We start from the raw sequence: 26,269 nt of genomic DNA on the forward strand, positions 1-26,269 counted from the left end.
GACTTAACCCTCTTTCTCTATCGTGGTCAAACAGTCGCGTAAGATAGGCGCATAATTGTATTTGCCAGGGCATACATAAGTACACAATGCCAAATCTTCTTCGTCTAACTCTAAGCAACCCAACGTCTGAGCACCGTCAGTATCACCAGAAATCAGGTCCCTAAGCAGTAGCGTAGGAATGATATCTAGGGGCATAACGCGTTCGTAATTACCAATTGGAACCATAGAACGTTCAGAACCATTGGTAGTTGTTGTCATATCAAATTTCTTGCTGCCACTTAGGTGACCTAAGTAAGCACGAGTCACTGAGTGTTGGTTTGAACCAGGCATGATCCAACCGAAGAACTTCTTCTCGCGACCTTCTTTTAAGAGTGAAACTTGTGTATGGAAGCGACCTAGGAAACCGTGTACGCCCATCGCAGTTGTACCGTTAAGCACAGAACCTGAGATAACACGAACTTCACCGTCTTCTTGCTCGCTAGCAGTAAGTTCAGTTAGGTCTGCACCAATCACTGTACGAACTAAGCGAGGGTTTTTAGCAGCAGGACCCGCTAAAGAAATAACACGACGGCTATCAAGTTCACCTGTAGTCAGCAACGCACCAATCGCCATAACGTCTTGGTAGTTGATGTGCCACACTGTTTTGTTCATGCCAGCAGAATCAAGGTAGTGAATGTGAGTTCCTGGTAGGCCCGCAGGGTGAGGACCGCCAAACTCTTCAACATCAACTGCTGCATCACCGGTTGCTACAGAAGCACCAGGCGCTTTACAAACAAAAGTTTTACCACCGCTCAATTGCGCTAGCGCTTTAAGACCATTTACAAAATCGTCTCGACGCTCAGCAATAATTACAGCTGGATCAGCTGCAAGTGGATTTGTATCCATTGCTGTTACGAAAATTGAACTTGGTACAGAGTCAAGCTTAGGAGATTTGCTAAATGGACGCGTACGCAACGCTGTCCACATGCCAGACTCTACAAGGATTGATTGAAGTTGCTCGCGTGAAGCACTCGCGATCTGGTCAGCTGCAATTTTATCAAAGCTAACAGCATCGTTGCCGTTTACCTTTATAACTACAGACTGAAGAACACGTTTTGCACCACGGTTAACCTCTACCACTTCACCCGCTGCTGGAGCAGTGAATTTAACGCCAGGGTTCTTTTTGTCTTCAAAAAGTACCTGACCTTTCTTCACTACATCGCCAACTTGGACGTGCATGGTAGGGCGCATACCCACATATTCTTCTCCCAGAATGGCAACGCGCGTTGCAGCAGATGCATCAGCAATCTCCTGCTTCGGCGCTCCCTCAATTGGGAGGTCGAGACCTTTCTTGATTTTTATCATATGTAATCGCACTACTCTAATAGAAATACCCTTTTGCATGACCGCAGAAAACCTGCCTGTCAGCATGCAAAAGCGCACTATTAACAGGTGATAAACACCTAATTCATTGATTGTCGGAACTTGCTGTAAAACCTTTGGTCAGCATAACTACAGTCAGCCTGTTATGAAGCTGTAATCATTCATTCCAATTTGCGAGCGTTTTTAATGCGCTCTATTTTTATAGACCACCAGCTGAAATTCACACTTATTTTTATTATTGTGCGCTGCAATCGCTACTGCTGTTTTGGTAGTGGGTAGAAAGCCCCCTACTTAATTTCGGGATTTTAGCATTAACCCACACGTTTGTGCCACGCAATTTCAGAATAAAGCCAAATTTTTCTACAATTTAATGTAAACCTTTAGTCGCAATTAATCGCAAAACTGAGCAAAACTAACGCCAAGGCCAAAAAAAGCCGTCATATCAGACGGCTTCAGTACAAATCAGTAAATATTATTTACGTATTACCAATTAACCATTGGGTCAACATCTTGCTCGTAATCTACGCTTTCAATGTCAAATCCAAACAGTTTTAAAAACTCATGGTGATAGCCCTTATAGTCACTCACATCATGAAAGTTTTCTTGGGTAACATCATCCCAAATGGCTTTTATTTTAGCTTGTGTAGCATCGTTAGTTTCTTTGCCATCCATTCTGTAACGATTAGATTCATCAAGGGTTGGCGTATCACCAAATAGGCATTCGGTAAACAGTCCGAATATTTGCTCAATACACCCTTCGTGCGTCCCTTCTTCTTTCATTACCCTGTAAATCAACGATATATAAAGTGGCATTACGGGAATAGCAGAGCTTGCTTGAGTCACCAATGCTTTTAATGAACTAACGTTCGCTTGAACCAGCAAATCACTGTTTTTGCCAATGATAGCGGCAGCAGCACGATCGAGGTCTTCTTTGGCTTTTCCGATAGTAGCTTGGCCGTAAATAGGCCATGTAAGCTCTTTACCAATGTAGGTGTAAGCGGTTGTTTTACAGCCTTCAGCCAACACATCCGCTTCGCGAAGGAAGTCCATCCAACGCTCCCAGTCTTCGCCCCCCATCACTTTGATGGTATTAAGAATTTCATCATCATTCGCAGGCTCTAGTGACACTTCGTGAACTTTGTCTTTGTCTGTGTCATAGGTCTTTGTTGTATATGCTTGCCCTACAGGTTTTAACGTAGACTTATATGTCACGCCTGTTTCAGGATCGGTTCGACGCGGTGACGCAAGGCTATAAATCACCAAGTCAACTTTGCCCATTTCCGTTTTGATTTTCTCAATCGCTTCGTGTTTTATCTCATCAGAAAACGCATCGCCATTGATGGTTTCAGCGTATACGCCTTTTGCTTTTGCCTGCGCGTGAAAAGCCGCCGTATTGTACCAGCCAGCTGTACCCGTTTTACGCTCTGTAGGTGCCTTTTCAAAACACACACCTAGCGTTTTGGCACCATAGCCAAATGCTGATGTAATGCGCGACGCCAAACCGTAGCCAGTAGAGCTTCCGATCACCAAAACGTTTTTAGGGCCTTCGCCTAAGTCGCCTTTTGCTTCTACATAAGCAATTTGTTCTTCTACCGACGCAGCACAGCCAACAGGATGTGCGTTTGTACAAATGAAGCCTCTTACTTTAGGCTTGATAACCATAATAATTTTCCTTATTTAAGCATGGCGCTATTGTAATGCCGAAGCTACTGATAACAACTCGGAGCAGATAGATACCAACGGACTGTCCGCTGTAAGAAAGTGTGAAAGTATTAAGCTATACCATACCGAAAGGTAGTGTGAAGAAAAGAGATTTTGTTGAAGATTTCTAAAGTGTATTGACGTTTGTGGTACGTTTTTATAGCAAAGACCAAAACGCTCTTGTAAAAAGGAGCGCCGGGCGGCACTCCCTCAAAGGCGAACTAGCCTAGGATGTCAAGTAACTCAACATCAAATACAAGCGTGCTGTAAGGCGCGATAGCGGCACCTGCACCTTGCTCACCGTAGGCAAGATCATGTGGGATATATAGACGATACTTAGCACCCACCTTCATAAGCTGAAGTGCTTCAGTCCAACCTTTGATCACGCCACCCACTGGGAATTCAGCCGGCTGACCGCGTTCGTAAGAACTGTCGAAAGTAGTACCGTTGATAAGAGTGCCGTGATAATGAACGCGAACAGTGCTTGCTGCAACAGGAGTGTCGCCGTCGCCTTCTGCAATCACTTCGTACTGAAGACCAGATTCAGTCACAGTTACTTCATCACGTTTCGCATTTTCTTCAAGGTACTTCGTGCCTTCTTCAATAACCGCTTTGCTAGCTTCTTCTTTAGCCGCTTGCATACGCTTGTGAATTTCACCGAACGCGTCGCGTAGCGTGTCATTGTCAACCTGAGGTGCTTGACCTGCGAACGCATCTTTTAGGCCCGCTACCACAGCATCAATTGCAAGTCCGTCGAAAGGATTTGATTGCAATTGTTGACCCATTTGAAAACCAATGCCGTAACTTGCTTGGGTTTCTACTGTATTGAATGTATCAGTCACGATAACTCCTGAAATTTAATTACAAATGCAGTACAAATTTCAAACAAAACGCATACTGCGAGAATGTTTCTGCATTTTCCGGTGAAAGAGTGTATCACACCAGAAATTATCTTGCTTTGAGCAATACTATGATGGGTGTAAAAGTATCAAAATGTTGTAAATTATAACCGAAAGTGGTTAGACAAGTTGTGAAGGACACAGTATGGTTAAGACCATATATTTAGGAGGATAGCATGCAAACACACTACGATGCTGAACTAAAAGACACCGTTCGTTACCTAGGAAAAACCCTTGGTGAAACTATCAAAAATCAACTCGGTCAAGAGTGGCTTGACCGTATTGAAAAGATCAGAAAGGGCGGCCGAGCGTCTTATCAGGGCGATGCTGCTTGCAGCGAAGAACTGAAAGAAACTTTCAAAAACATGTCTGACAGTGATTTATTAACTGTTGGTCGTGCTTTCGCGCAATTCTTAAACTTAGGTAACATTGCCGAGCAAGAATACAACGCCGCGATGAATGTTGATGCATCGATAGATGCGCTGTTCAAACACCTAGATAAAGCTGAACTTACTGCTGATAAAGTGCAAGAAGCAGTAGCCAAGCTAAACATTGATTTAGTACTGACCGCTCACCCAACTGAGGTAACCCGCCGCACTTTAATTCACAAACATAAAGAGCTGGCAAACTGCTTACAGGCCATTCACCAAGAATCGTTGAGTGATGTTGAGCGTACAAAGATTGAAACACGTATTGCAGATCTCATCGCGCAGGCTTGGCACACAGAAGAAATTCGTTCGGTACGCCCTACCCCTGTTGATGAAGCACGTTGGGGTTTCTCAGTTATTGAGAATTCACTTTGGGAAGCTGTACCAGATTTCATGCGCGAGTTAGACGGCCGCTTAAATGAAGACTATCAAGTATCATTGCCACTCGATGCATCTCCTGTTCAATTTAGCTCGTGGATGGGTGGTGACCGTGACGGTAACCCATTCGTAACGTCAAAAGTCACTGAACAAGTGTTATTACTTGCTCGTAAACGTGCAGCCAAACTATTTGCAATCGACCTAGACCGTTTGCAAGTAGAGCTGTCAATGTATGACTGCAACGACGAGCTTCGCGCAAAAGTAGGTGATGCCAATGAACCTTATCGCGCCCTCCTTCGCCCGTTGGTTGACCGTTTTGTCGCAACGCGTGACGGTATCAGTGACTACCTAGCGGGTAAAAACCCAGATACGTCTAACTGGGTTAATTACGACGAAGAGCTTATTGAGCCACTAATGCTGTGCTACCAATCATTGCTAGATTGCGGCATGCAGGTAGTCGCCAACGGTTTACTGTTAGACACTATTCGTCGTGCCCGCGTATTCGGTGTGCACTTGTTACGTCTTGACGTTCGCCAAGACTCAGAACGTCACGCTGATGTATTTAGTGAATTGACCCGCTACTTAGGTCTTGGTGATTACGCACAGTGGAGTGAAGCTGACAAGCAAGCCTTCTTACTGCGTGAACTTGGTTCTAAGCGCCCGTTATTCCCTGCACAATGGGATGCTTCTGACGACGTAAAAGAAGTACTTGATACCTGCAAAGTAATTGCTAAACACAGCAAGCATGGTTTTGGTATTTATATTATTTCGATGGCGAGTGAGCCATCAGACGTCATGGCAGTACAGCTTCTACTTCAAGAAAGTGGCGTAGATTGGCCAATGCCTGTTGCTCCTTTGTTTGAAACACTAGACGACTTAAACAATTCACCTGATGTCATGCGCAAGCTTTTATCCATCGACTGGTATCGCGGCTATGTGAAGGGCCGTCAGTTCGTTATGATTGGTTACTCTGACTCAGCGAAAGATGCTGGTGCATTAGCTGCAGGCTGGGCACAGTATCAATCACAAGAAGCGTTAGTTGCCATTGCTGAAGAATTCGACGTGAGCCTGACCTTGTTCCACGGTCGTGGTGGTACAATTGGTCGTGGTGGCCTGCCAGCACATGCAGCCATTTATTCGCAGCCTCCGGGCTCGCTAGAAGGTGGCTTCCGCGTGACTGAGCAAGGCGAGACTATTCGTTACAAATTCGGTATGCCGAAGCTGGCTAAGCGCAGCTTGGGTATTTACGCCAGTGCCATCATTGAAGCTATGTTGTTTCCGCCACCGGCACCTAAAGAAGAGTGGCGCGAGCTTATTACGGCAATGGCCGCACAAGGCCGCGATAACTATCGCGCAACGGTAAGACACGATGAAGAGTTTGTGCCTTACTTCCGCGTTGCCACACCTGAACAAGAGCTTGGCAAACTGCCGCTAGGAAGTCGACCAGCTAAACGTAAGCCACAGGGTGGTATTGAGAGCTTACGCGCTATTCCTTGGATCTTTGCATGGGCACAGACCCGCTTGGTATTGCCGAGCTGGCTAGGTGTAATGCGCGCCATTGACAGCGTTAAAAACGAAGAGAACGAAAAGGTGGTGAACGAAATGTTCAGTGAATGGCCGTTTTACCGCTCTCGTCTATCAATGCTAGACATGGTGTTCCACAAAGCCGACCCGCGTATCAGTGAAGCGTATGACGAACGTCTTGTACCTAAAGAGCTTAAGCACTTTGGTGAAGCTCTGCGCACAGAGCTTAAAGAAAGTATTTCGTCACTGCTTGCTATTACCGGTGACGACGACATTATGAAGAACGACCCGCAGGGTAAAGAGTCTATGGAAATTCGCGCAGCGTATTTACAGCCTTTGCACTACCTGCAAATTGAGCTTCTTGATCGCATCCGTAAAGCGGGTGATGAGTCGCAAAATACCAGCTTAGAGCGCGCAATGATGGTGACCATTGCCGGAATTGCCATTGGTATGCGTAACACAGGTTAAGTACGCTAACCCTTCAAATCAAAGAGGCCCGCTTCGTATCACGTAGCGGGCTTTTTTATTGCGTTACTGAAAGTGCTCCGCTAACCAACTATTGATTTCGCTTTCCACCTCATCGCGATAGAAAGTTAAACTGTGATCGCCGTTTTCATAAACAACCAGCTTATGCGAGTGGTTATTGTCTTTTAGCTTTTGTGCTGCCTTAAGCGAATGTGAAACATCAACGCGCACATCTGCACTTCCGTGCACTAGCAAAATAGGTACATTCGGATTTAGCTCATCAATCCATTTTACCGCTGAGCGTTCATCAAGGGCTTTTGTTTGGTTTTGCTCCATATTCGGAACAAGTTTATTAAGCAGCGCCTGCATGTCTGGGCGGCGCGCCACAGTTGTATGTAAATCAGACGGGCCTGCTACAATAACTGCACTAGTAATGTCATTTGTGTTATTTCGAAGCGCCTGCCAAGTCATCATGCCGCCACGACTTACGCCATATAAGGCAATCTTATTGGAGTCGGCATTAGGTAACTGCTTGGCTATTTCAATCAGTCGCAAAACGTCGTTTACATCATCGCCGCCAAATTCATCTTTCCCTTGGCTAAATTTAGCGCCTCGATAATTACTCGCCAAAACAATATAACCCTGTTCGGCGAGCGGCATTAAACGCTCAACCACCGCTATGCGCGTTACATTATGCTTATGGTTACCACCGCGATTATAAATGATCACTGGTAGTTTTTTGTCGCCAACATGCTTTGGTGACACCATAACACCTGAAATCTTTAAACCATCCGATTCATACTCAATCCATTGCGCACTTGTTGTCTTCATAAGCGCATTGAATTTTTTAGGGTTTACCGCTTTTTGCCATCTATCCACATACGCGACTTTTTGGTTATTGCTTTGCGCATGTGCTAACCATGCTTTGTAATCAGTAAAAGGAAGTGCATCGCCTTTAAGGGTTAATGCTTCTGGCAGTTTAGCAAATGCAGTATCTGCTAATGGCGCAGTATTGATTGTAGCTGCAACCGTATTGACGTTTATGCAAAGGGCTAAAAGTGCGATGGAAAGTAAAGCAGTGCGTTTTAAAAGACTCATAACACATCCTTGTTGAATTCAAATAAAAAACAGTCAGAATGAAGTTAGTAAATAACGAAAACGCATGCAACTCAACAAAATACGAACCTGATTAGTAACAAAATTTGTCGTTGTGCATTGAATTAAACGGCCAATTGCGAAGCAGGTTTCTGCTTTAGTCTGTTTACCCCACCCTCTCGCAGGCTTTTATTATCGAAGGGATAACAGACTGGGGACTTACCGCGTCTGGCATAAAGAATTAGCAGTAAAGCCCGCTAAACTTGTATCTGCGAATTTTAAGCTTTTATCTGATCTCGACATTGTCAAAGAGTCAGAACAACACTCGCCTTACAGCGTCCTCATAGAACCCATCAATGAGTTTACTATTTACTTACCCCCCACAGTTATTGGATAACACAAAGAGAATACAAGCCCTTTCAAGTAAGTATCCCGTGACGAGGCCTACATAGATGCAACAAAAAAGGCTGGATTCGTAAGGTCGTAACAGACTGCTCTTTATTAATACTTCAGTGATTAGGCTAATAATATGCCTAGAGTTGGCGGGGCTTTGATAAGTAGACTCTCCTGTGCCAAGGATGCGGTGACGAAGCCTACAAAGAAGCAACAATAAGGCTAGATACGTAAGGTCGTAACAGACTGCTTTGTTTTAAAACTTCAGCGATTGGACTAATGAGATACCTAGAGTTGGCGGGGTTTGATAAGTAGGCTCTCCACCGCAGGGATGCGGTGGCGAAGCCTACAGGGAAGTATTCACGGCGTGCCTACGTTCAAAGGCCTGCCAATGACACTCACCAATTAGCCGTTTACGAAGTCAACACCTAGCTTGATGTCGCCACGTAGGCCTTCAAGCATGTCGTTTTTCGCTTTTTCTTCGAATGCGCTAAGCTCGCCGTATGGTAAGATTTCTTCAACACCGTTTGCGCCTAGGCGAACTGGGTGTGCGAAGAATGCTGCGTCGTCGCTGTCGTCAGTTTGTACGTAAGTGTACTCAACAACGTTCTCACCTTGCATTGCTGCAACTAGAGATAGACAGAAACGCGCTGCTGCTTGACCCATAGATAGGGTTGCAGAGCCGCCGCCTGCTTTTGCTTCAACAACTTCAGTACCTGCGTTCTGGATACGCGTTGTTAGGCTAGCAACTTCTTCGTCTGTGAACTCAACACCTTCAACTTGTGAAAGAAGAGGAAGGATTGTAGTACCAGAGTGACCACCGATTACCGGTACGTGTACAGAAGATACGTCTACACCTTTAAGCTCAGCAACAAACGTTTCAGCGCGGATAACGTCAAGCGTAGTTACACCGAAAAGCTTGTTCTTGTCGTAAACGCCTTTTGCTTTTAGCGTTTCTGCTGCAATCGCAACAGTTGTGTTTACAGGGTTAGTGATGATACCAACACACGCGTTCGGGCAGTTATCAGCTACACCTTCAATTAGGTTCTTAACAATGCCGGCGTTGATGTTGAACAGATCAGAACGATCCATACCTGGCTTACGAGGCATACCCGCTGGAATAAGAACAACGTCAGATCCAGTTAGTGCTTCAGCTAGGTCATCTTTACCGTGACCGGTTACTTTTACTGCAGTGGGGATGTGGCTCAAATCAACAGCAACACCAGGAACAACTGGCGCTACGTCGTAAAGCGCTAATTCTGAACCTGCTGGCAATTGTGTTTTCAACAACAAAGACAGCGCCTGACCAATACCACCGGCAGCACCTAACACGGCTACTTTCATACCATTTCTCCTATGGGATTACTTCACGTATTTAAACGGAACGTCACACTAATGCAACGCGGGGGAAAACTCAATCACCGGATCGTCTTATTAACGTTATTTTTAGCGATTTTTATGCGATATTCATTATCATGAATGATTATGCAAACAAATTGCGCAAAGTCCACCTGTGGGGCACAATATAGCAACATAAAATAAAAACCTTTTTAACGAACGATAGAATAGAAAGAGCGCTAATGGCTAACGCAAAACAAGAGCAACTGATTAAAGCTTTCAAAGAAATACTTAAAGCAGAAAGTTACGGTTCACAAGGCGAAATTGTTGATGCTTTAAAAGCACAAGGTTTTGACAATATTAGCCAGTCTAAAATATCTCGCATGCTAAGTAAGTTTGGTGCAGTACGTACGCGTAACGCCCGAGGTGACATGGTGTATTGCTTACCGCCAGAGCTTGGTATGCCTACAGCAAAAAGCCCGCTTAAACAGTTGGTGCTGGATATTGTCCACAATAACGTAATGGTTATCATCAGGACAAGCCCAGGCGCGGCACAGCTAATTGCACGTCTTCTTGACTCATTAAGCAAGAAAGATGGTGTGCTAGGGACTATTGCTGGCGACGATACTATTTTTATTGCGCCGGCCGATGTATCGAACATTGAAGAGCTTCGTCAACGCGTAGAAGACTTGTTCGAAAACGTATAGGTGTACCTGCCAAATAGCAAAAAGCCGCGAAGCCTTATCTAAGGTTTGCGGCTTTTTTGCATCTAATCGTAACGCTACGACAACAAATTTATAAGCGCGTCAGCAGCCGGACGAGACGATGGCGGATTTTGCCCGGTCACCAACAGTCCGTCACTACACACTTTCACAGCAAAATCATCGGCACTTTCATACTTACCGCCTTTTTTAACCAACTCATCTTCGACTAAGTACGGCACCACATCGGTAAGTTCCATTGCAGCCTCTTCGCTGTTTGAAAAACCGGTTACCGCTTTTCCATCAACTAAGTACTTACCCTCTGGGTCTTTAACATCTTTAAGTACAATCGGTGCGTGGCAGACTGCACCTACCGGTTTTTTCGCTGCAATAGTGTCTTCAATTAGCTTAATTGAATGCGCGTTGTCCGATAAATCCCAAAGTGGGCCGTGCCCACCTGGATAAAACACCGCATCGAACTCGTCGGCTCTTACATCTTCTAGCGGAATTGTTGAGGCTACAGCACTGCGTGCAACTTCATCTTTTGTGTAACGGATAGCATCATCCGTCATGGCATCATCCGCTAGACTGTTGGGGTCAATTGGCACTTGGCCCCCCATAGGCGATGCTAACGTTAAGGTATAGCCGGCATCTTTAAATGCATAGTACGGGGCGGCAAACTCCTCTAGCCACATACCGGTTTTATTACCCGTATCACCCATTAGCTCGTGTGATGTCATTACCATTAATACATGTTTAGACATTATTCCTCCTTGCTTGATTATTTAAATCTTGTACAAGTTGGTTCGCATAAAGAGAGGCGTTAGATCAGTTTTTGGGAAAATCTTAATGAAAGGGAGAGCGGAGTTATTGAATTTTGGATATAAAAAAGTGCCACCCCCGATTAAGGAAAGTGGCACCTAACACTACAATTGGTTCACACCATTGGATTAGAAGTCGTATTTAATACCGAACTGAACTTGCCATACAGACTGGTCAAGAACTTCTAGGTTCTTAATACGGCTGTCGCTGTTCAGGTCAAAGTACTCGTACTGACCATCAACGATGTTTGCAGAAACAACTGCACGCTCATACTCGTAACGAGTACGCTCGATACGACCCCAGTCGTCATTTAGTAAGTTACCAAAGTTCTCGATATCGAAGAACACAGTAAGCTTATGCTCTGGGTAGAAAGCTGGTAGTTGCTGCTGAATACGTACATCGATGATAGTAGACCAACGAGAGTTGTCGCCATTACGCTCAGCGATGCCGCCTTTGTACTGTGCAAGCTCAGAGCTGTTGATGTAATCAATGAACTCTTGCTGAGCAGCTAGGTCGCCACCGAATGACGTAGAAGCAAACAACGGATCGTCGATACCGTTAGGTACGTATAGCAAGTGACCCGCATCATCGTTACGGCTTTCACGCGCACAACGACCGCCACCAACATCTAGCACACACGCGTTGTTTTCGTCGAATGTGTAGCTGTAAGGTTGACCTGAACGACGCTCAGCAAATACAGACACTTTAGTCTCGTAACCGTCGATTAGCTCTTTGCTCCAGTTAAAGCGCATTTTCCATAGGTGCTCAGTCTGGAAGTTAGACGTACCAGCGCGTGGCGCTTGGCGGTCATAAGCTGCGAAGTCAGAGTAGTTTGACGTTGCAGTAGATGAAGTACCGTAGCCCACATCTTCTACATCAGCATATGTATAGCTAGTGAAGAAGTCGAACGAACCGTAAGACGTTTCCCACGCTTTTGACGCAGACAATGCGTATAGCATAGCGTCGCCGTCGTCTACAGAACCTGTAACAATCGCTTCTGGACCTTCGCTACAGTCGTATACGCCACGACCATCTGGTGCTGTACCAACAGGGTTTTCACAACGCTGGTCGTACCAATAAGTCGCATTTTCAAGCTTGTTATATAGAACGTCAGCAGAGAACAACCAACCTTCAAGTACTTCGATTTCTGGCTCGTGCGCAACACCCAAGCTTACTTTCCATGTAGTAGGAATTTCAAAATCTGGTGCTAGTGCGTTTACAGTACCGTCAGGTGCTGTATTCGCTAGTGCATCAAGTACGTTTTGAGGGATATACTGGCCAGTAGCCGCATCAGGTGTAGTTGGTACTTGGTAAGTTTGACCAGAACCGAAGTCTTCATAGTTGTCTGAAATTACACCGTCATTTGAGTAGCTGTTTGAAATCCAAACACTTGGTGCACCACCAGAGAAACGACCGATACCACCACGAACAGTCGTGTAGTCAGACGCATACCACTGGAAAGACACACGAGGAAGAATTACGTCAAGACCGTCGATGTCTGTAGTATTTGTAAAACCGTAACGGTCAACAAAGTTTTGGTTTTCACGGATAGAGCCTTCTGACTCATACCAATCATAACGAATACCAGCGTCGATAGTTAGCTCAGCTGACGCTTCCCATGAATCTTGGAAGTATAGTGAGTTGTAGTTATAACCCCAGATTGCACGAAGGTCATTTTCGTTGTTAGTAACAGCGTTATCATAAAGAAGTGCAGACGCTTGCGCATTTGCTAAGTCTTCAATGCTGTCGAACAAGTATGAACCTTCAGAGTTCTGTGCAAACAAGTTGTCTACGTCTACTTCTTCACGCTCGTAACCAAGTTTAAGGATGTGGTCACCAGTAGTGTAAATACCTACTAACTTAACTTGGAAGAAATCTTGGTCTAGTGAGTTACCGTGACGGAAACGGTCTGGACCAATTGTTAGGTAGTTCTCATCGCCATCTACTTCACGTAGGAAAACAGCAAAGTTAGGGAATTCCGCGCCGTTAAGTGAGTTCTGGCCAGTTTCTTGTGTCGTACTTGCAATCTTGAACTGAGTCGAGAAATTTGACGTCCAGTCAGAGAATACGTGAGCAATGAAGCTTTCAACTTTTTCTGAGCGGTCGTACCATGCAGATGATGCACCTAGTACTTCGTCATTGGTCAGGAAGTTGTTACCGTTTTGTTCATTAATAGAGTTACCTTCAGTACTCATGTAAGTGAACTTAGCACGGTGATCAGCATTGATGTTCCAGTCGATGTTAGCAAGGATCTTTTCGTCCTGTACATCATCTTTCTGGAAGTTACCGATATCGAAGCCCCACACGTCAGATACGATTTGGCCAACTTGTGCAACATCATCCATAGTGATGTTAGCTACTTCGTTTACTGCACCAGAGCCCGCTGGACCACGATTTAGTGGAGCAACAGAATCAAATTTATCATAAGCAACAAAGAAGAATAGCTTGTCTTTGATGATTGGACCGCCAAGTGTTGCAACGAACGTTTTTTCTTCGAAGTCGAAGTTAAACTCTTCATCACCGTTCTTGTCGCCCATCATAGAGTCGTCAGTGTAGTAGTAACCTACTGAACCGTGGAACTCGTTAGTACCTGATTTAGTTACGGCATTGATTGTACCGCCAGTAAAGCCGTTGTACTCAACGTCAAACGGAGCAGTTTGGATTGAAAGTGATTCAATTGCATCGTAAGAAATTGGTGAACGCTGAGTTGGGTAACCGTTAGCGTTAAGTCCGAAACGGTCATTTAGTGCTACACCATCAACAGTTAAAGAGTTGAAACGGTTGTTTGCACCAGCAATTGTTAGTTCTTTCGCACCACCGCTTTGCACGTTAACAGACGCAAACGGGTCAAGTTGAGCAGCATCAGTGATGTCACGGTCGATTGAAGCAACTTGGTTAAGTGCTTCTAAACCTAAGCTTGTGCTCAAGCCTTCGTTAGTATAGCCAGTACCTGCACTGCTGCCCGTTACAACGATAACTTCGGTGCTTTGAGCAGATTCAACAGTGATTGGTAGTGCAAGCGCTTGGTCAAGAGAAAGATAAACGTTCTCTACTTTTGTAGGAACAAAACCGTCGCCTGTAATCGTTACTGTGTATGGACCACCAACACGAAGACCACGTGCTGAGAAGGTACCACTTTCGTTTGTAGTTGCAGTAGATACTGTACCTGATGGTTCGTGCTTGATGGTAACTGTTGCACCAGCAAGGTTTGAACCAGCTTCACTAACAACGTTGCCTCGAATTGCTGACGTTGTTGTCTGCGCCATAACTGTACCAGCTAGGCCAGCAGAAACAGCAACAGCGATAGCAACGCGGCTGAGTTTTGCTTTGAAGTTCATGTGTGTGTTTCCCTTTTTGTTTAAAATTCTTTTTTATGGACTTGCGCAGGGCGTTGTCCCTATCAAGACCATTGACTATTTTAGTACCGCGAGAAATTGTTATCGAGGTTCATGTCAAATTTATTACAGTTTTACATTTTTATTTAACACCAATCGCCCGAGGCTAGTGACTTTGCAAAAAAATACTTGACCACATGGTCAAGTTAATTTACTTGTTATTATTGTTGTCTATCTGCAGCAATTGGACGGTTCTATTCTTGGCAGATGTGCGACTAATAAACAGCGTTTAATAAAAATCAGGTTTACCTATAAAAATAAACCTTATTTCAATAACTTAACGCTTTAAAATAAATTTACCTATTGCAATAAATAACCTTAACTGATGAAATCCCTACATAAATCGTTAATTCATTTGGTCGTTTTTTTGGCGAATTTTAGAATTGTTGCCTCCGGAAAGTGGATATTATTTGTCATCGTCGCTATCGCGTGCGGTGCTTTTAGCTATTTACAAAAAAACAATATTTATAATGACATCACCCCACAAACCGGTCAATTTTTATACTGCAAAACTGAATTAAGTGCGAATAGCGACATTTTTTCAGTGTACGTTACCGATGGCCGCATTGCTGAAATGGCAAGAGACAGATTGTGCGCTGACAGCACAATAAAAAGGCAATTCGGCGAAGTTAAAATTATCATCGGCCAAAGCGACTACGACACCTTTCGCTACATCAACCACGGCGTTGTTGACCTAGCATTAGTGAAAAAGAACGTGGTCGACGCATTTGGCGCTGACCAAATATATGGGTTGTCTAGAGTGGCATCGCACCCTAATTACAGTGCCTTTTTCATTGCGTTACGCGAACGCCCGCAGTTAAATAAAGAATACTTGCTTGGTAAAAAGATTGGTCTATTAGATTACCCCAGTAGTCGCTCAGGCCACATTGTGCCCAAAACTGTTCTACAAAATTTAGGGTTAAGCGACACAAACGTATCAATTGTATATTACAGTTCGCACCAAGAGCTTCGAAGAGCACTGTTAGCAGGTGACGTTGATATTATTTCGTCTTATTGGGCTGAAGATGACAGTGACCGCTTTTCAAGAAATTACGCAACACCGTTACAAGAAAGCATAGGTGGAATGCAGTGGTATCTAAAAATGCAGACACAAAACACCGATTTGTTCTGTGCTATGCAGTCTGTTGTACATGAAATAGCTATGGCTCACCCGCGACCATATTACAAAAATATTACACTTGAAGCGGGGTGTAACAAATGATCAAACCTAAGTTCAAATCACCTGCACGCATAGCGTTGAACTGGGTACTGCTATTTTTGTGCTTACAGACTATCGCACTAATTGGTCAGTACTTTTCATTTAAGGCTGATATTCATGAAGCGCAAGATAAAGTCGAACGTCGCATTAGCCTAGACAGCGCATTTTTAGATGTGGGCAATGAAACGCTTAATACGCCTGTCAATCAGTATGCTATTTATCGCTATTTAGAGAGATTGAATAGCGAGCTCACGAAAGAAGGCTATCCTGTTTTAGTGAGTCATATTCAGGAAATCAGCGTTCAATCTCAAGATTTCACTCAATACCCTGATGTGACATCTACCTTACTGATGAATGCAGAGCAGCACATTGTACTTGAGATGCGCAGTAAGTCGCCATGGAGTGGGGTTGGATTTAGTTTTATAGCATTGCTCTGCTCACTTTTACTCCTTCCAGTATTTGCTATTGTAACGAAAAAGCGTAAGAAAGTATCTGCTGTTGAAGAAGAATTGCTGCCGCCAACACCGAAACTCATTATAAATCTCAAAGACAAAACACTTGCCAACGGTGTTGATGACAAGGTGGTTGCACTGCAGAATAAGCCGCTATGTTTCTATACTGCTTTAGTGAAGTTTTGTATTGAGTACCCCAATCAGCCACTTCCTCCGCATAAAGATGTACCACATGAACTAATGATTCTTGCTAACAAGAGCTTCGGTAGACTGATTGAACTTGGCCATACCAAACGCAAAAGGCCAGACTTCAACGCGAACTTAGACAAAACCTTGAGCGAGATCCGTGCAGCCCTTGATGAGGTGTTTGCCGGGTTCACTGAAGAAAAAGAAATATACTATCCACCCCGGGCTCAGGGCGAGGGCTCTCGCTCTAAGCAACACTCTTATGCCTTGTCGGAAATAAAGTTAGAGGATATTGAAATTATAGGTAATTAGTAGCGAAAACTGACCATTTGGAAAACTTTTTGTGTTTTTTTAAACGCACTGCAATGCCTTGAAAATACAATAAAGTTAAAGCAAAGACCGATCCAAAAACGAAGATCTTGTGAATATAACATTGATTCGCGAGGCCTAAACGCGTATCTTTGCACCAAGAAAACCAGCTTTATAGTACTATGCAATCGCCATTAATTATTGCCATTTCTGGAGCTTCAGGCTCTGGAAAGTCTCTTTTCACAAAAAATTTGTTTAACGGCTTCAGTGCGCAAGGTCGCCCTGTTCAAGTGCTGCGTGAAGATCATTACTATCGCGCACAGGATCACTTGCCCATGGAGCAACGTGAGAAGAACAACTATGACCACCCTAATGCATTTGAACATGAGCTATTAAAAGCACATCTTCAGGCATTGCGTGATGGTCAACCCATCGACTATCCACACTATTGCTATAAGACGCACACTCGACTTCCAGAAACCGAGCGCCTTAACCCTGCGCCTGTGATTATATTGGAAGGTATTATGCTGTTAGCACGTACAGACTTACTTCCTTTGTACGATGTGAAAATCTTTATCGACACCCCGCTTGATATTTGTTTAATGCGTCGAATGATGCGTGACTTAAAAGAGCGTGGTCGTAGCATAGAATCAGTGGCAAAACAGTACGAAGAAACTGTAAAGCCAATGTACCATCAATTTATTGAGCCTAGCCGTTTTACGGCCGATGTTGTGGTAACTCAAGGTGGTAAAAATCAAATTGCATTAGATGTGATCAAATCACACATTCAGCAAGCGCTTCTTTAAGGGAATTCACATATGGTTAGTTTATTGGGCATCGCGCTCCTGTTGGCTATTGCCTTCGCATTATCATCGGCGAAGCGCAGTATTAATTGGCGTACGGTGGGTGGCGCATTTGCTATCCAAGCATCCGTTGGTGCTTTCGTCCTTTATTCTGAACCAGGCAAAGAAGTTTTGTTGGCGGCGACTCAGTTTGTCGCCAACATCATTGCGTACAGCCAAGAAGGCATTAATTTCTTATTCGGCCCAATAGGCGACAAGTCAATCGCGTTTATTTTCGCGTTCAATGTATTGCCCGTTATTGTCTTTTTCTCTGCGTTAATTGCCGTGCTTTATCACCTTAAAGTGATGGGCGTTATCATCAAAGTCATCGGTGGCTTTTTGCAAAAAGCACTGGGAACAAGCCGCCCAGAGTCAATGTCTTCGGCTGCCAATATATTTGTTGGCCAAACAGAAGCACCATTAGTTGTGCGTCCGTTTATACCCCATATGACCAGTTCTGAGTTGTTTGCCATTATGGTGGGTGGCCTCGCCTCTATTGCGGGTTCTGTAATGGCAGGCTATGCAGGTATGGGCGTTGATTTAAAATACCTACTCGCTGCCAGTTTCATGGCTGCGCCGGGTGGTTTATTAATGGCAAAAATCATTCTGCCAGAAACCAGTAAACCCAATGAAAATTTGAATGACGTAGATGCGGAAGATACCGGCTACGCCAATGTATTTGATGCTGCTGCTAGTGGCGCAGCATCAGGCATGCAACTTGCGTTAAACGTAGGTGCCATGCTACTCGCTTTCATAGCACTTATCGCGATGTTCAACGGCCTTGTTGGCTGGACAGCTGCGCTATTTGGCTATGAAAATGTAACGTTTGAAGGGATCCTGGGCTATGTGCTTCAACCTCTCGCATGGGCAATCGGCGTACCATGGGAGGAAGCACAACTTGCAGGTAGCTTTATTGGTCAGAAAATGGTGGTCAACGAATTCGTTGCATACCTCAATTTCTTGGAAAACCAATCACAGCTATCTGAAGCGTCTCAGGCCATTATCACCTTTGCACTTTGTGGTTTTGCAAACTTCTCTTCTATCGCTATTTTGATGGGTGGAATTGGTGCTATGGCACCAACACGCAGAAAAGAAATTGCGCGACTGGGATTAAAGGCTGTTATTGCTGCAACGTTATCCAACTTGATGAGTGCCGCACTAGCGGGCTTTTACCTCTCACTCGGTTAAAATATGTTAAAACAGACTAATTGGTCAATTTTCCACTAGACTAATTGGTCAAGTTTATGTAAATTACGCGCAAATTCCTCGTGGAGTTGATTTGTATCAATTTCACGACTTTTTTCTGTAGCCCGTCTACCTTTATAATGCCGCAGTCAAAATATACGGGATAAAGTTATGCAATTAGTTGCTGTTGATTACCAAGCGGAAAACGCTCAAGAAGAATTCGTGAAGTCACTTCGCGAGACAGGGTTTGGTGTTTTGAAAAACCACCCTATCCAGCAGTCATTGGTTCAAGGTATTTACGATAACTGGCAGGGCTTCTTCGATAGTGAAGAGAAGAATGACTACCTGTACAACAAAGGTAAACAAGACGGATTTTTCCCTCAGAGTGTTTCTGAGGTAGCCAAAGGCTTTACGAAAAAAGATATAAAAGAATATTACCACTATTACCCTTGGGGCCAGTGCCCTGAAGCGTTATTGCCGCAGATTTCTCAGTATTATTCTGAAGCAAACACGTTGGCAAAAGAGCTACTTGGGTGGATAGAGAAGCATTCACCTGCTGAGGTAAGTGCAAAATACAGTCAGCCACTTGGCGACATGATCAAAGATTCAGATCAAACGTTACTACGTATTTTGCATTACCCACCGCTTAAAGGTGATGAAGAAGTAGATGCAATCCGCGCTGCGGCCCACGAAGATATTAACTTGATTACTATCTTACCGGCAGCAAATGAGCCTGGTTTGCAAGTTCAAGCTAAAGACGGTAGCTGGTTAGAAGTGCCTTGCGATTTTGGAAACCTAATCGTAAATATTGGTGACATGCTTCAAGAAGCATCGGGCCATTACTTCCCATCAACTACCCATAGGGTTGTTAACCCAGATGGTGCTGATATGACGAAGTCGCGTATCTCGTTGCCACTGTTTTTGCACCCTAGACCAGATGTTGTTCTTTCAGAACGTCATACTGCAGGGTCATACCTGCAAGAGCGCCTCCGTGAGCTGGGCGTTATATAAATTAAGTTCCTTTTGTAGTGTTATTCTTTGCCGCAGCTAGTCTGCGGCTTTTTTTTGTTTAGTTATCGGCTTGCAAGCGCAGCTATTTTCGACATATAACGCGATCTATCCTGTTCGTTAGGTGAATGCCTTACCGCTTTCTCCAAATAACGCTGGGCGTTATTTATGTCACCAAGCTGATGATAGGTTCTAGCAAGACTAAACAATATTTCATGACGGCTATCGTCGATGCGCAGTGCTCGTTGGTAATGCTCTATAGCCCTTGCATACTTCCCTTCATCATAATCTTGCTCACCCAATATAAAATGATAGTAAGGGTTACTGCGTCGTCTTGCTTCTACCATTTCAGTTATTGCTTTAGCTTCTTCATCTCGCTCTTGGTGAATGTACAAGATAGCCAAGTTTTCCCATGCAGTTAGGTGGCTATCATTGATAGTAAGCGCGTGCTTATAAGCAAGTTCCGCTTGTTCATACGCTCCCACCATTCTGTACAGTACACCTAAATTAACCCAACTTTGTTGGAGTGATGGCGATAGAGTAGCCGCTGCACGAAAGTAGCTGTAAGCTCGACTGTAGCTGTTCGCTACAAGCGCATCAGCGCCTTTATTATTGTAGAACATGGATAACACCCGCTCTTTTGGCACAGCATTGCGCGGAAAGTCACTTTGAATCATTTGTGGGTCGAAATCTATATCTGCATAAGATGAACCAATCGACACCAGTAATGGCTCGTTGGGAACGGAGACGCGTAAGTTAATATGACCATTTAATAAGCTAAAGCCGTCTCTTCTTGTCCAATACTCAGGAATATCAACTTCGTAAAATGTTGCTTTTAATCCTGCATGCTCAGCCAATGCATAGGCCATAATTGACAGTGAGAGGCAATTGGCAGCCCGATTACTAAAAGTTGTATTGGCCGTAGTGTTGGCGCTATTTCGGTAAAGTACGCCGTGTTCTGAACGCCCAAAAATAGATTTCACCAAGCGTTTCACATTTTTTTCCGACGCACTGCTTTCGTATACAGCACGCTCGGCAAACTGCTGCGCCTCTTCATCGAGGTAAAAAATTTCTTCTGGGGTTTCAACAGGAAATAGTCCGTACGACGGAAATAAACTGTCATCAAGTAATGTTGGCGACGCACTTGTCACTTTTCGCTCTGTCGACTGACAGGCCACAAGAAGGGTACACAAGACCACTATAAGTATTCGAGTATTCATCACAGGCACCTCTTGTTACTCGATACATTAAGTATAGTCCCAGCCCTCATATTTACATTTTTTTTACATCCCGTTTTTAGCTCACTTTGTCGCTTAATTGCAATAATTTGTGTACTGGTCGTCAAGTGCTACCTTGTTGCAAAAGTTACTCATCGACTAGCTTTCGATCCATCTCTCCACCTGCCGCGTAACGATTTTAAAGAAATGGAGATTCCTATGTTTATTGTTTACTCATATAGTATTGCCGGTCTACTGGTGATCCTAGCCACCGTATTTTTGCAAAATATCGTTGCCGCAGTAGCGCACCGCAAGCAGTCACATTATGTACCGGGTAAAGTGAGCGAGACGCTCTCTCACGACAGCTTTGTGTTTAGAAGTCACCGAACATTTCATAACTCACTAGAGAATATTCACCAGTTTGTGATACCCGCTTTACTGTGTATTCTACTTGGCGCTCCCACTAACGTTTTGGCTTGGTTGGTATGGATCTATGCCGCTGCTCGCATCATTCATATGACCCTTTATTACGCCATTGCCACCGAAAAAAATCCTAGCCCGAGAAGCTATTTCTATATGCTTGGTGTACTTTGTACCGCAGGCGTTTTTGCGCTGGCCTTCTACGCGTTATTTACCTAGCTTATACCGCCCTAGAGCCTGAGTATGCGATAGTGATTTAAGCGTGTCGCCTGATGTCACCCCAAGCTGGTTTAGCTGTGCAAATAAAAGCTCTAGTGTAGCCAGTGCGTCGTCAAGGGCATTATGCTCGGGGAACGCAGGAAGGTTTAAACGTTGTCGACACACACCGAGTGTTGCACTGTTGTTCGGCAGTACTTGATGTTGTTTATTAAGCTGATACATAGCGAGTTTTAGCGTATCGACATAAACAACTTCAATATCGGGCAGGTTTAGTGCTGTAAATGCCCTATCCAACGCACTTAAATCTAGTGCTGCGTTGTGGAAAACAAGAATACTGCCCTCTAACAAAGGCAATAATGCGTTCATCGCGTGTTTAAGGGTTACGCCTTGTGATACTAGGTCATGGGTAAGGCCGTGAATAACTGGGCTTTGCCCCAAGTCCTCTGGTGTATTCACTACGCAATAGCCACAGCTTGATAGATTGAGTCTGGCGTTTTGGCCTGCTACGTACCCTACAGAAGTAATCGCTGTGGTTGTCGGGTTTAAGCTCGTCAATTCTAAATCAATGGCGACGAACCGGCATTCGCTTAACGTTGTATTAGTTTGCGTAGCAATGGCATTGCTTGGACTCAATTTCGAGAACCAAGACGAAATTAGTTGTGAAATCACATTTTGACCTTCATTACGAACTCACACATTTTTACCCCATACCACCAGAAAATTTCATTACCATAGCTTGGTTAGTGCGCTCAATGGCTTTAAATGCTGCTTTTAGTTGATGCTTTTCTATAGATGATAATGTGCTTACTGAGACGCAGTTATCAGTAACTTTATTTTCTAGCTGATGTCGCCACCTAAGCCTATTTAAGAATAACCATATATCTTTGAGGTTTGCTGCATCTCTTTTAGATAATTGCGATGACTCAGATAGCGCTTCTAATCGAGCAAGGGTATTTGGCATCAATTGCCCATCAGCTAGGGCATAAATGCGCGCAATATTATTGATAAGCGCAACGGCCCGAGTTTTAAGGTCAATACTGTCTTTGTGTTTACGTCCTTTTTCGTAAGTGAAGCGTTGAAATGTAGATAGGGGTACTGCTACATCATTGCTATGGCGCACCAAAGCCGCCAAAAACATATTTTGTTTAAGTAAGGGGGCTCGCTGTTTTTGCATTGCTTTAAACAAGCTACTATCTCCTGCTGCACAGCGTACATCCAAATAGATATTGAAATGCATGATGGCATCTTTTGTTGGCGCAGCAACCCACTGCTTTGCTTCGTCTATGGCTTGTGACAGTGAAAGCCTGAGCGCAGGATTGCTCGCCATAATATTACCGTCACACAGTTTGATCCCGCATTTCGCTAAACCGTTACATACATACTCTGCCATATCAGCAAAGTACTTCGCTTGCTGTTGGTTAGGCTCACTCGCCAGTAGCAGACCATTATCTTGGTCTGATCCCATAGTTTGATCTTCACGAGCCTGCGAGCCATACACCAACCACGCAAACATCATTGGCGCTTTGCCATGCTCTTGCTGGAAAAAACCAATGAGCTTGCGCGTCATAATATCCGTTGCTTGAGATAGTATTTTTCCTGCGATATCAAAATCACCCGCTCGCTTTGCATGAGCAGAAAAATAATGAGGTAGCTGCCAAGAAAGGCGCGTTAACTCATATAAGTTTTCCGCTTTTGAGAGCTCACCAATAATGAATAAAACGTTACCCCGTTGATGCCGAATAATATCGCTCGCTGTTATCATACCTAACGGTTGAGATGACAAATGGTCAATGACGGGAAGATGATGGATGTTTTTTTCAGTCATTAACGCCATGGCGTCAAATAAGGTTCTATTGCCGTTAATTTGCGATGGGTTAACCGTCATAATCTCACTGACGGGTAAATGGGTGTCTAATGATGTCGCCACAACCCTTGAGCGCAAGTCTCTATCAGTCACAATACCGACAAGTTTGGTGCCGTCGGTTACCAAAAGCGACGATACTTTTTGCTCGGTCATCAATTGCGCTGCATTGCAGATAGGTGTGCTTGCGTTGACCGAGACGGGTGCTTTACTAATTACATCGGTCAACCCTTTGTAAAGCCACATGGAATTGCTATCGGCAATAGCATTATTTTGCAGTGCATTATTGCGAAGCCCAACAAAGAAGTTCCCTATTGCCGAAATTTTTAATAATGACGTAACCTGTTCGGCCTCAAAACAAAACACTAAGCCAGGACTATCTACCGTTACCGATAATGCCGTTTTGCGATTGTCCATAATGGCCGGATAACCAAAATAATCGCCTTCACTTAAATGGCGTATTGCCCCCTGACCATCTTCTACAGAGAATTGTCCACTTTGGATTAAATAAAGCTTTGCTGCATCTTGGCTAAGATCAGTCGCATTATCAGCAGTAAGGTAAATTATCTCAGCACCTTTGATCAAATGCGCTCTTTGCTCATCCTCCAGCACATCAAATGGCGCTGAAGTAGAAAGGAAATCTTCAACCTGCTTTGCAATTGCTGCCATATGTTGTCCTCAACATGTCACAACCTTGTGTGAAACAAAAAACCAACCTACTCACTCGCGTCAGTAGGTTGGCAATATTGCTTTTTCAGAGATTTACTACCTAGTGAGCTGACGCTTCGCCTGCTCCTTTCGGATAACGAATGCTCTCTACTAATTCTTGAATCTCTTCAGGCGCTTCGTCAGTTACCTTGAACACAAGGAATGCCACAACAAAGTTCACCAACATACCAAGTGTTCCGATACCTTCTGGCGACACACCGAACCACCAGTTTTCAGGCGTATTAGCCGCAGGGTTAACAAACTTGAAGTAAATGATGTAGGTTGCCGTGAAAGCAAGACCAGAAATCATGCCCGAAATAGCGCCCTTGTCATTCATACGTTTGCTGAAGATACCCATAATAATAGCCGGGAAGAAACTTGATGCCGCCAAGCCGAAGGCGAAAGCGACCACCTGCGCCACAAAGCCCGGTGGATTAATGCCGAAGTAACCTGCAATTACAATGGCCACACCCGCTGCCAATCGCGCATACATAAGCTCCGCTTTGTCGGTGATGTTTGGCATAAAGTTTCGTTTCAATAGGTCATGTGACACTGACGTGGAGATAACCAATAGTAGGCCTGCAGATGTTGACAGAGCTGCTGCTACACCACCTGCCGCGACGAGTGCTATAACCCATGCAGGCAGATTCGCAATTTCAGGGTTGGCTAATACCATGATATCGCGGTCAACTTTCATCTCGTTGCGCTCATCGCCTGAGTAGAACATCTTGCCATCGCCGTTTTTATCTTCAAAACCGATTAGGCCAGTTTGCTCCCAGTTCTTGATCCACGATGGTGCTTCAGCATAGCTCGTACCCGTCATTTCAGAACCGTTGATTGTCTCAATCATGTTCACGCGAGCAAATGCAGCAAGAGAAGGTGCAGTGGTATATAGCAAGGCAATAAACGCAAGCGCATAACCTGCCGATTTACGTGCATCAGCAACTTTTGGAACAGTGAAGAAACGAACAATAACGTGAGGAAGACCGGCTGTACCCACCATTAGCGCGAAAGTAATAAAGAATACGTCGATAGTAGATTTAGTGCCCGAGGTGTATTCGTTAAAGCCCAATTCTACGGACAGCATATCGAGTTTCTGCAGCATGTACATTCCGGAACCATCAGCAAGTGTGGCACCAAAACCTGTTTGCGGAAGAATGTGACCTGTTACCATAATTGAAATAAATACGGCAGGAACGATATAAGCAAAAATCAATACGCAGTATTGCGCTACCTGTGTATAGGTAATGCCTTTCATACCGCCTAGTACGGTGTAGAAGAACACGATAACCATACCGATAACCACACCTGCCACAATGTCTACTTCTAAGAAGCGACTGAATACTACACCTACGCCACGCATTTGACCTGCAACATAGGTAAAGCAAACAAAGATGGCGCAGAATACGGCAACGGTTCGCGCGGTTTGTGAGTAGTAACGATCGCCAATAAAGTCTGGTACCGTGAATTTACCGAACTTACGTAGATAAGGTGCAAGGCATAGCGCAAGCAATACATAGCCACCAGTCCAGCCCATAAGATAAACCGCACCGTCATACCCCATAAACGAGATAAGACCTGCCATAGAGATAAACGACGCTGCTGACATCCAGTCGGCTGCAGTAGCCATACCGTTCATCACAGGAGGTACGCCACCACCCGCTACGTAAAAGTCGTTTGTTGAGCCAGCACGTGCCCAAATTGCAATTGCAATGTATAGTGCGAATGATGCACCAACAATGATAAATGTGAGTGTTTGAACGTCCATGGCTTACTCCTCGTCTACACCGTAGCGTTTATCCATCGCGTTCATTTTTGCCATGTAGACAAAAATTAAAGCAACGAACACATAAATAGAGCCTTGCTGAGCAAACCAGAAGCCCAGTTTAAAGCCAAAGAATTGAATTTCGTTTAATGCATCGACAAACAGTATGCCGGCGCCAAATGATACGATGAACCATACGACCAAAAGCTTGGCAAGGAGTGATAAATTCTCCCTCCAATAAGCTTTTTTGTCTTCTTCGTTTCTAAATGCCATTGTTTCACCCTCATGTCAGGTTAACTAGTTGTTATGTTTTTACATTTTCCTAACGCCCGGCTTTGTTAACGTTATTGCCGCATAACATGGTGGGTTGTAAAAAC

Annotated in this window: 20 protein-coding genes and 1 pseudogene; 9 read left to right on the plus strand and 12 right to left on the minus strand. The window is 44.4% G+C overall.

The genetic code is table 11. From position 1 onward, the window contains the following. Positions 1 to 3 precede the first annotated feature (3 nt). The 3 genes from LHL20_RS15065 to LHL20_RS15075 form a co-directional block, all read right to left on the minus strand. Positions 4 to 1,344: a Na(+)-translocating NADH-quinone reductase subunit A gene (locus LHL20_RS15065; RefSeq protein WP_226433891.1), complete on the minus strand. Its 1,341-nt coding sequence runs from the start codon at positions 1,342 to 1,344 to the stop codon at positions 4 to 6. A gap of 501 nt (positions 1,345 to 1,845) precedes the next feature. Beyond that, positions 1,846 to 3,024: an enoyl-ACP reductase FabV gene (fabV, locus tag LHL20_RS15070; protein ID WP_226433892.1), complete on the minus strand. Its 1,179-nt coding sequence runs from the start codon at positions 3,022 to 3,024 to the stop codon at positions 1,846 to 1,848. A 260-nt stretch (positions 3,025 to 3,284) separates the two neighbouring features. Continuing rightward, complete coding sequence (locus LHL20_RS15075) at positions 3,285 to 3,905, minus strand: FKBP-type peptidyl-prolyl cis-trans isomerase (RefSeq protein WP_269752166.1); 621 nt, start codon at positions 3,903 to 3,905, stop codon at positions 3,285 to 3,287. A gap of 233 nt (positions 3,906 to 4,138) precedes the next feature. Here LHL20_RS15075 and ppc point away from each other — a divergent pair, with 233 nt between their 5' ends. Further along, positions 4,139 to 6,760, plus strand: a complete 2,622-nt coding sequence (gene ppc, locus LHL20_RS15080; RefSeq protein ID WP_202262539.1) for a phosphoenolpyruvate carboxylase — start codon at positions 4,139 to 4,141, stop codon at positions 6,758 to 6,760. A 63-nt stretch (positions 6,761 to 6,823) separates the two neighbouring features. Here the strand turns inward: ppc and LHL20_RS15085 are convergent, their stop codons facing one another. Further along, positions 6,824 to 7,855, minus strand: a complete 1,032-nt coding sequence (locus tag LHL20_RS15085; RefSeq protein ID WP_226433893.1) for an alpha/beta hydrolase family protein — start codon at positions 7,853 to 7,855, stop codon at positions 6,824 to 6,826. Positions 7,856 to 8,003: 148 nt separating this feature from the next. On the opposite strand from LHL20_RS15085, the pseudogene LHL20_RS15090 reads away from it, so the two are divergent. Next, positions 8,004 to 8,249, plus strand: a pseudogene (locus tag LHL20_RS15090) (DUF2071 domain-containing protein); the annotation flags it as partial. Positions 8,250 to 8,650: 401 nt separating this feature from the next. On the opposite strand, the gene mdh reads toward LHL20_RS15090, so the two are convergent. After that, positions 8,651 to 9,589 (minus strand): malate dehydrogenase, encoded by a 939-nt coding sequence (mdh, locus tag LHL20_RS15095; protein WP_159627742.1) that lies wholly within the window; start codon positions 9,587 to 9,589, stop codon positions 8,651 to 8,653. 236 nt (positions 9,590 to 9,825) lie between these two features. Here mdh and argR point away from each other — a divergent pair, with 236 nt between their 5' ends. After that, complete coding sequence (gene argR, locus LHL20_RS15100) at positions 9,826 to 10,290, plus strand: transcriptional regulator ArgR (protein ID WP_159627740.1); 465 nt, start codon at positions 9,826 to 9,828, stop codon at positions 10,288 to 10,290. 74 nt (positions 10,291 to 10,364) lie between these two features. Here the strand turns inward: argR and LHL20_RS15105 are convergent, their stop codons facing one another. Next, positions 10,365 to 11,048 carry a type 1 glutamine amidotransferase domain-containing protein gene (locus LHL20_RS15105; protein WP_226433894.1) on the minus strand — a complete coding sequence of 228 codons (684 nt, stop codon included), beginning with the start codon at positions 11,046 to 11,048 and terminating at the stop codon, positions 10,365 to 10,367. Positions 11,049 to 11,234: 186 nt separating this feature from the next. Next, positions 11,235 to 14,444, minus strand: a complete 3,210-nt coding sequence (locus LHL20_RS15110) for a TonB-dependent receptor (protein WP_159627735.1) — start codon at positions 14,442 to 14,444, stop codon at positions 11,235 to 11,237. 382 nt (positions 14,445 to 14,826) lie between these two features. Here LHL20_RS15110 and LHL20_RS15115 point away from each other — a divergent pair, with 382 nt between their 5' ends. The 5 genes from LHL20_RS15115 to LHL20_RS15135 all read left to right on the plus strand — a co-directional run bounded on the left by LHL20_RS15115 (position 14,827) and on the right by LHL20_RS15135 (position 19,705). Then, positions 14,827 to 15,723, plus strand: a complete 897-nt coding sequence (locus tag LHL20_RS15115) for a PhnD/SsuA/transferrin family substrate-binding protein (RefSeq protein ID WP_159627733.1) — start codon at positions 14,827 to 14,829, stop codon at positions 15,721 to 15,723. Continuing rightward, the gene (locus LHL20_RS15120; protein ID WP_226433895.1) at positions 15,720 to 16,670 is read left to right on the plus strand and encodes a hypothetical protein; all 951 of its coding nucleotides are present in this window, start codon (positions 15,720 to 15,722) and stop codon (positions 16,668 to 16,670) included. Before LHL20_RS15115 ends, LHL20_RS15120 begins: the two co-directional genes overlap by 4 nt. 179 nt (positions 16,671 to 16,849) lie before the next feature. Beyond that, positions 16,850 to 17,473: a uridine kinase gene (gene udk / locus LHL20_RS15125; protein WP_014950808.1), complete on the plus strand. Its 624-nt coding sequence runs from the start codon at positions 16,850 to 16,852 to the stop codon at positions 17,471 to 17,473. Positions 17,474 to 17,485: 12 nt separating this feature from the next. Continuing rightward, the gene (locus LHL20_RS15130; protein ID WP_159627729.1) at positions 17,486 to 18,697 is read left to right on the plus strand and encodes a NupC/NupG family nucleoside CNT transporter; all 1,212 of its coding nucleotides are present in this window, start codon (positions 17,486 to 17,488) and stop codon (positions 18,695 to 18,697) included. Between the two features lie 168 nt (positions 18,698 to 18,865). Then, positions 18,866 to 19,705 (plus strand): 2OG-Fe(II) oxygenase family protein, encoded by an 840-nt coding sequence (locus LHL20_RS15135; protein ID WP_159627727.1) that lies wholly within the window; start codon positions 18,866 to 18,868, stop codon positions 19,703 to 19,705. Positions 19,706 to 19,767: 62 nt separating this feature from the next. Here LHL20_RS15135 and LHL20_RS15140 read toward each other — a convergent pair whose 3' ends face one another. Beyond that, positions 19,768 to 20,922, minus strand: a complete 1,155-nt coding sequence (locus LHL20_RS15140; RefSeq protein WP_226433896.1) for a tetratricopeptide repeat protein — start codon at positions 20,920 to 20,922, stop codon at positions 19,768 to 19,770. 216 nt (positions 20,923 to 21,138) lie between these two features. On the opposite strand from LHL20_RS15140, the gene LHL20_RS15145 reads away from it, so the two are divergent. Beyond that, positions 21,139 to 21,558: an MAPEG family protein gene (locus tag LHL20_RS15145; RefSeq protein WP_226433897.1), complete on the plus strand. Its 420-nt coding sequence runs from the start codon at positions 21,139 to 21,141 to the stop codon at positions 21,556 to 21,558. On the opposite strand, the gene LHL20_RS15150 is transcribed toward LHL20_RS15145, so the two are convergent. From LHL20_RS15150 to LHL20_RS15165, 4 genes are all read right to left on the minus strand, one after another. Further along, a complete protein-coding gene (locus LHL20_RS15150; protein WP_226433898.1) occupies positions 21,547 to 22,227 on the minus strand; it encodes a 3'-5' exonuclease in 681 nt (226 codons plus the stop codon). The two genes, LHL20_RS15145 and LHL20_RS15150, sit on opposite strands and share 12 nt — an antisense overlap. 31 nt (positions 22,228 to 22,258) lie before the next feature. Beyond that, positions 22,259 to 24,088, minus strand: a complete 1,830-nt coding sequence (locus tag LHL20_RS15155; RefSeq protein WP_226433899.1) for a DUF294 nucleotidyltransferase-like domain-containing protein — start codon at positions 24,086 to 24,088, stop codon at positions 22,259 to 22,261. A 100-nt stretch (positions 24,089 to 24,188) separates the two neighbouring features. Further along, positions 24,189 to 25,895, minus strand: coding sequence for a sodium:solute symporter family protein (locus LHL20_RS15160; protein ID WP_226433900.1), 1,707 nt, complete (start codon positions 25,893 to 25,895; stop codon positions 24,189 to 24,191). A gap of 3 nt (positions 25,896 to 25,898) precedes the next feature. Next, positions 25,899 to 26,165 (minus strand): DUF4212 domain-containing protein, encoded by a 267-nt coding sequence (locus LHL20_RS15165; RefSeq protein WP_159627715.1) that lies wholly within the window; start codon positions 26,163 to 26,165, stop codon positions 25,899 to 25,901. Positions 26,166 to 26,269: the final 104 nt, after the last annotated feature.

The organism is Alteromonas sp. McT4-15, from assembly GCF_020515205.1.
In the GTDB taxonomy this organism is placed as follows: domain Bacteria; phylum Pseudomonadota; class Gammaproteobacteria; order Enterobacterales; family Alteromonadaceae; genus Alteromonas.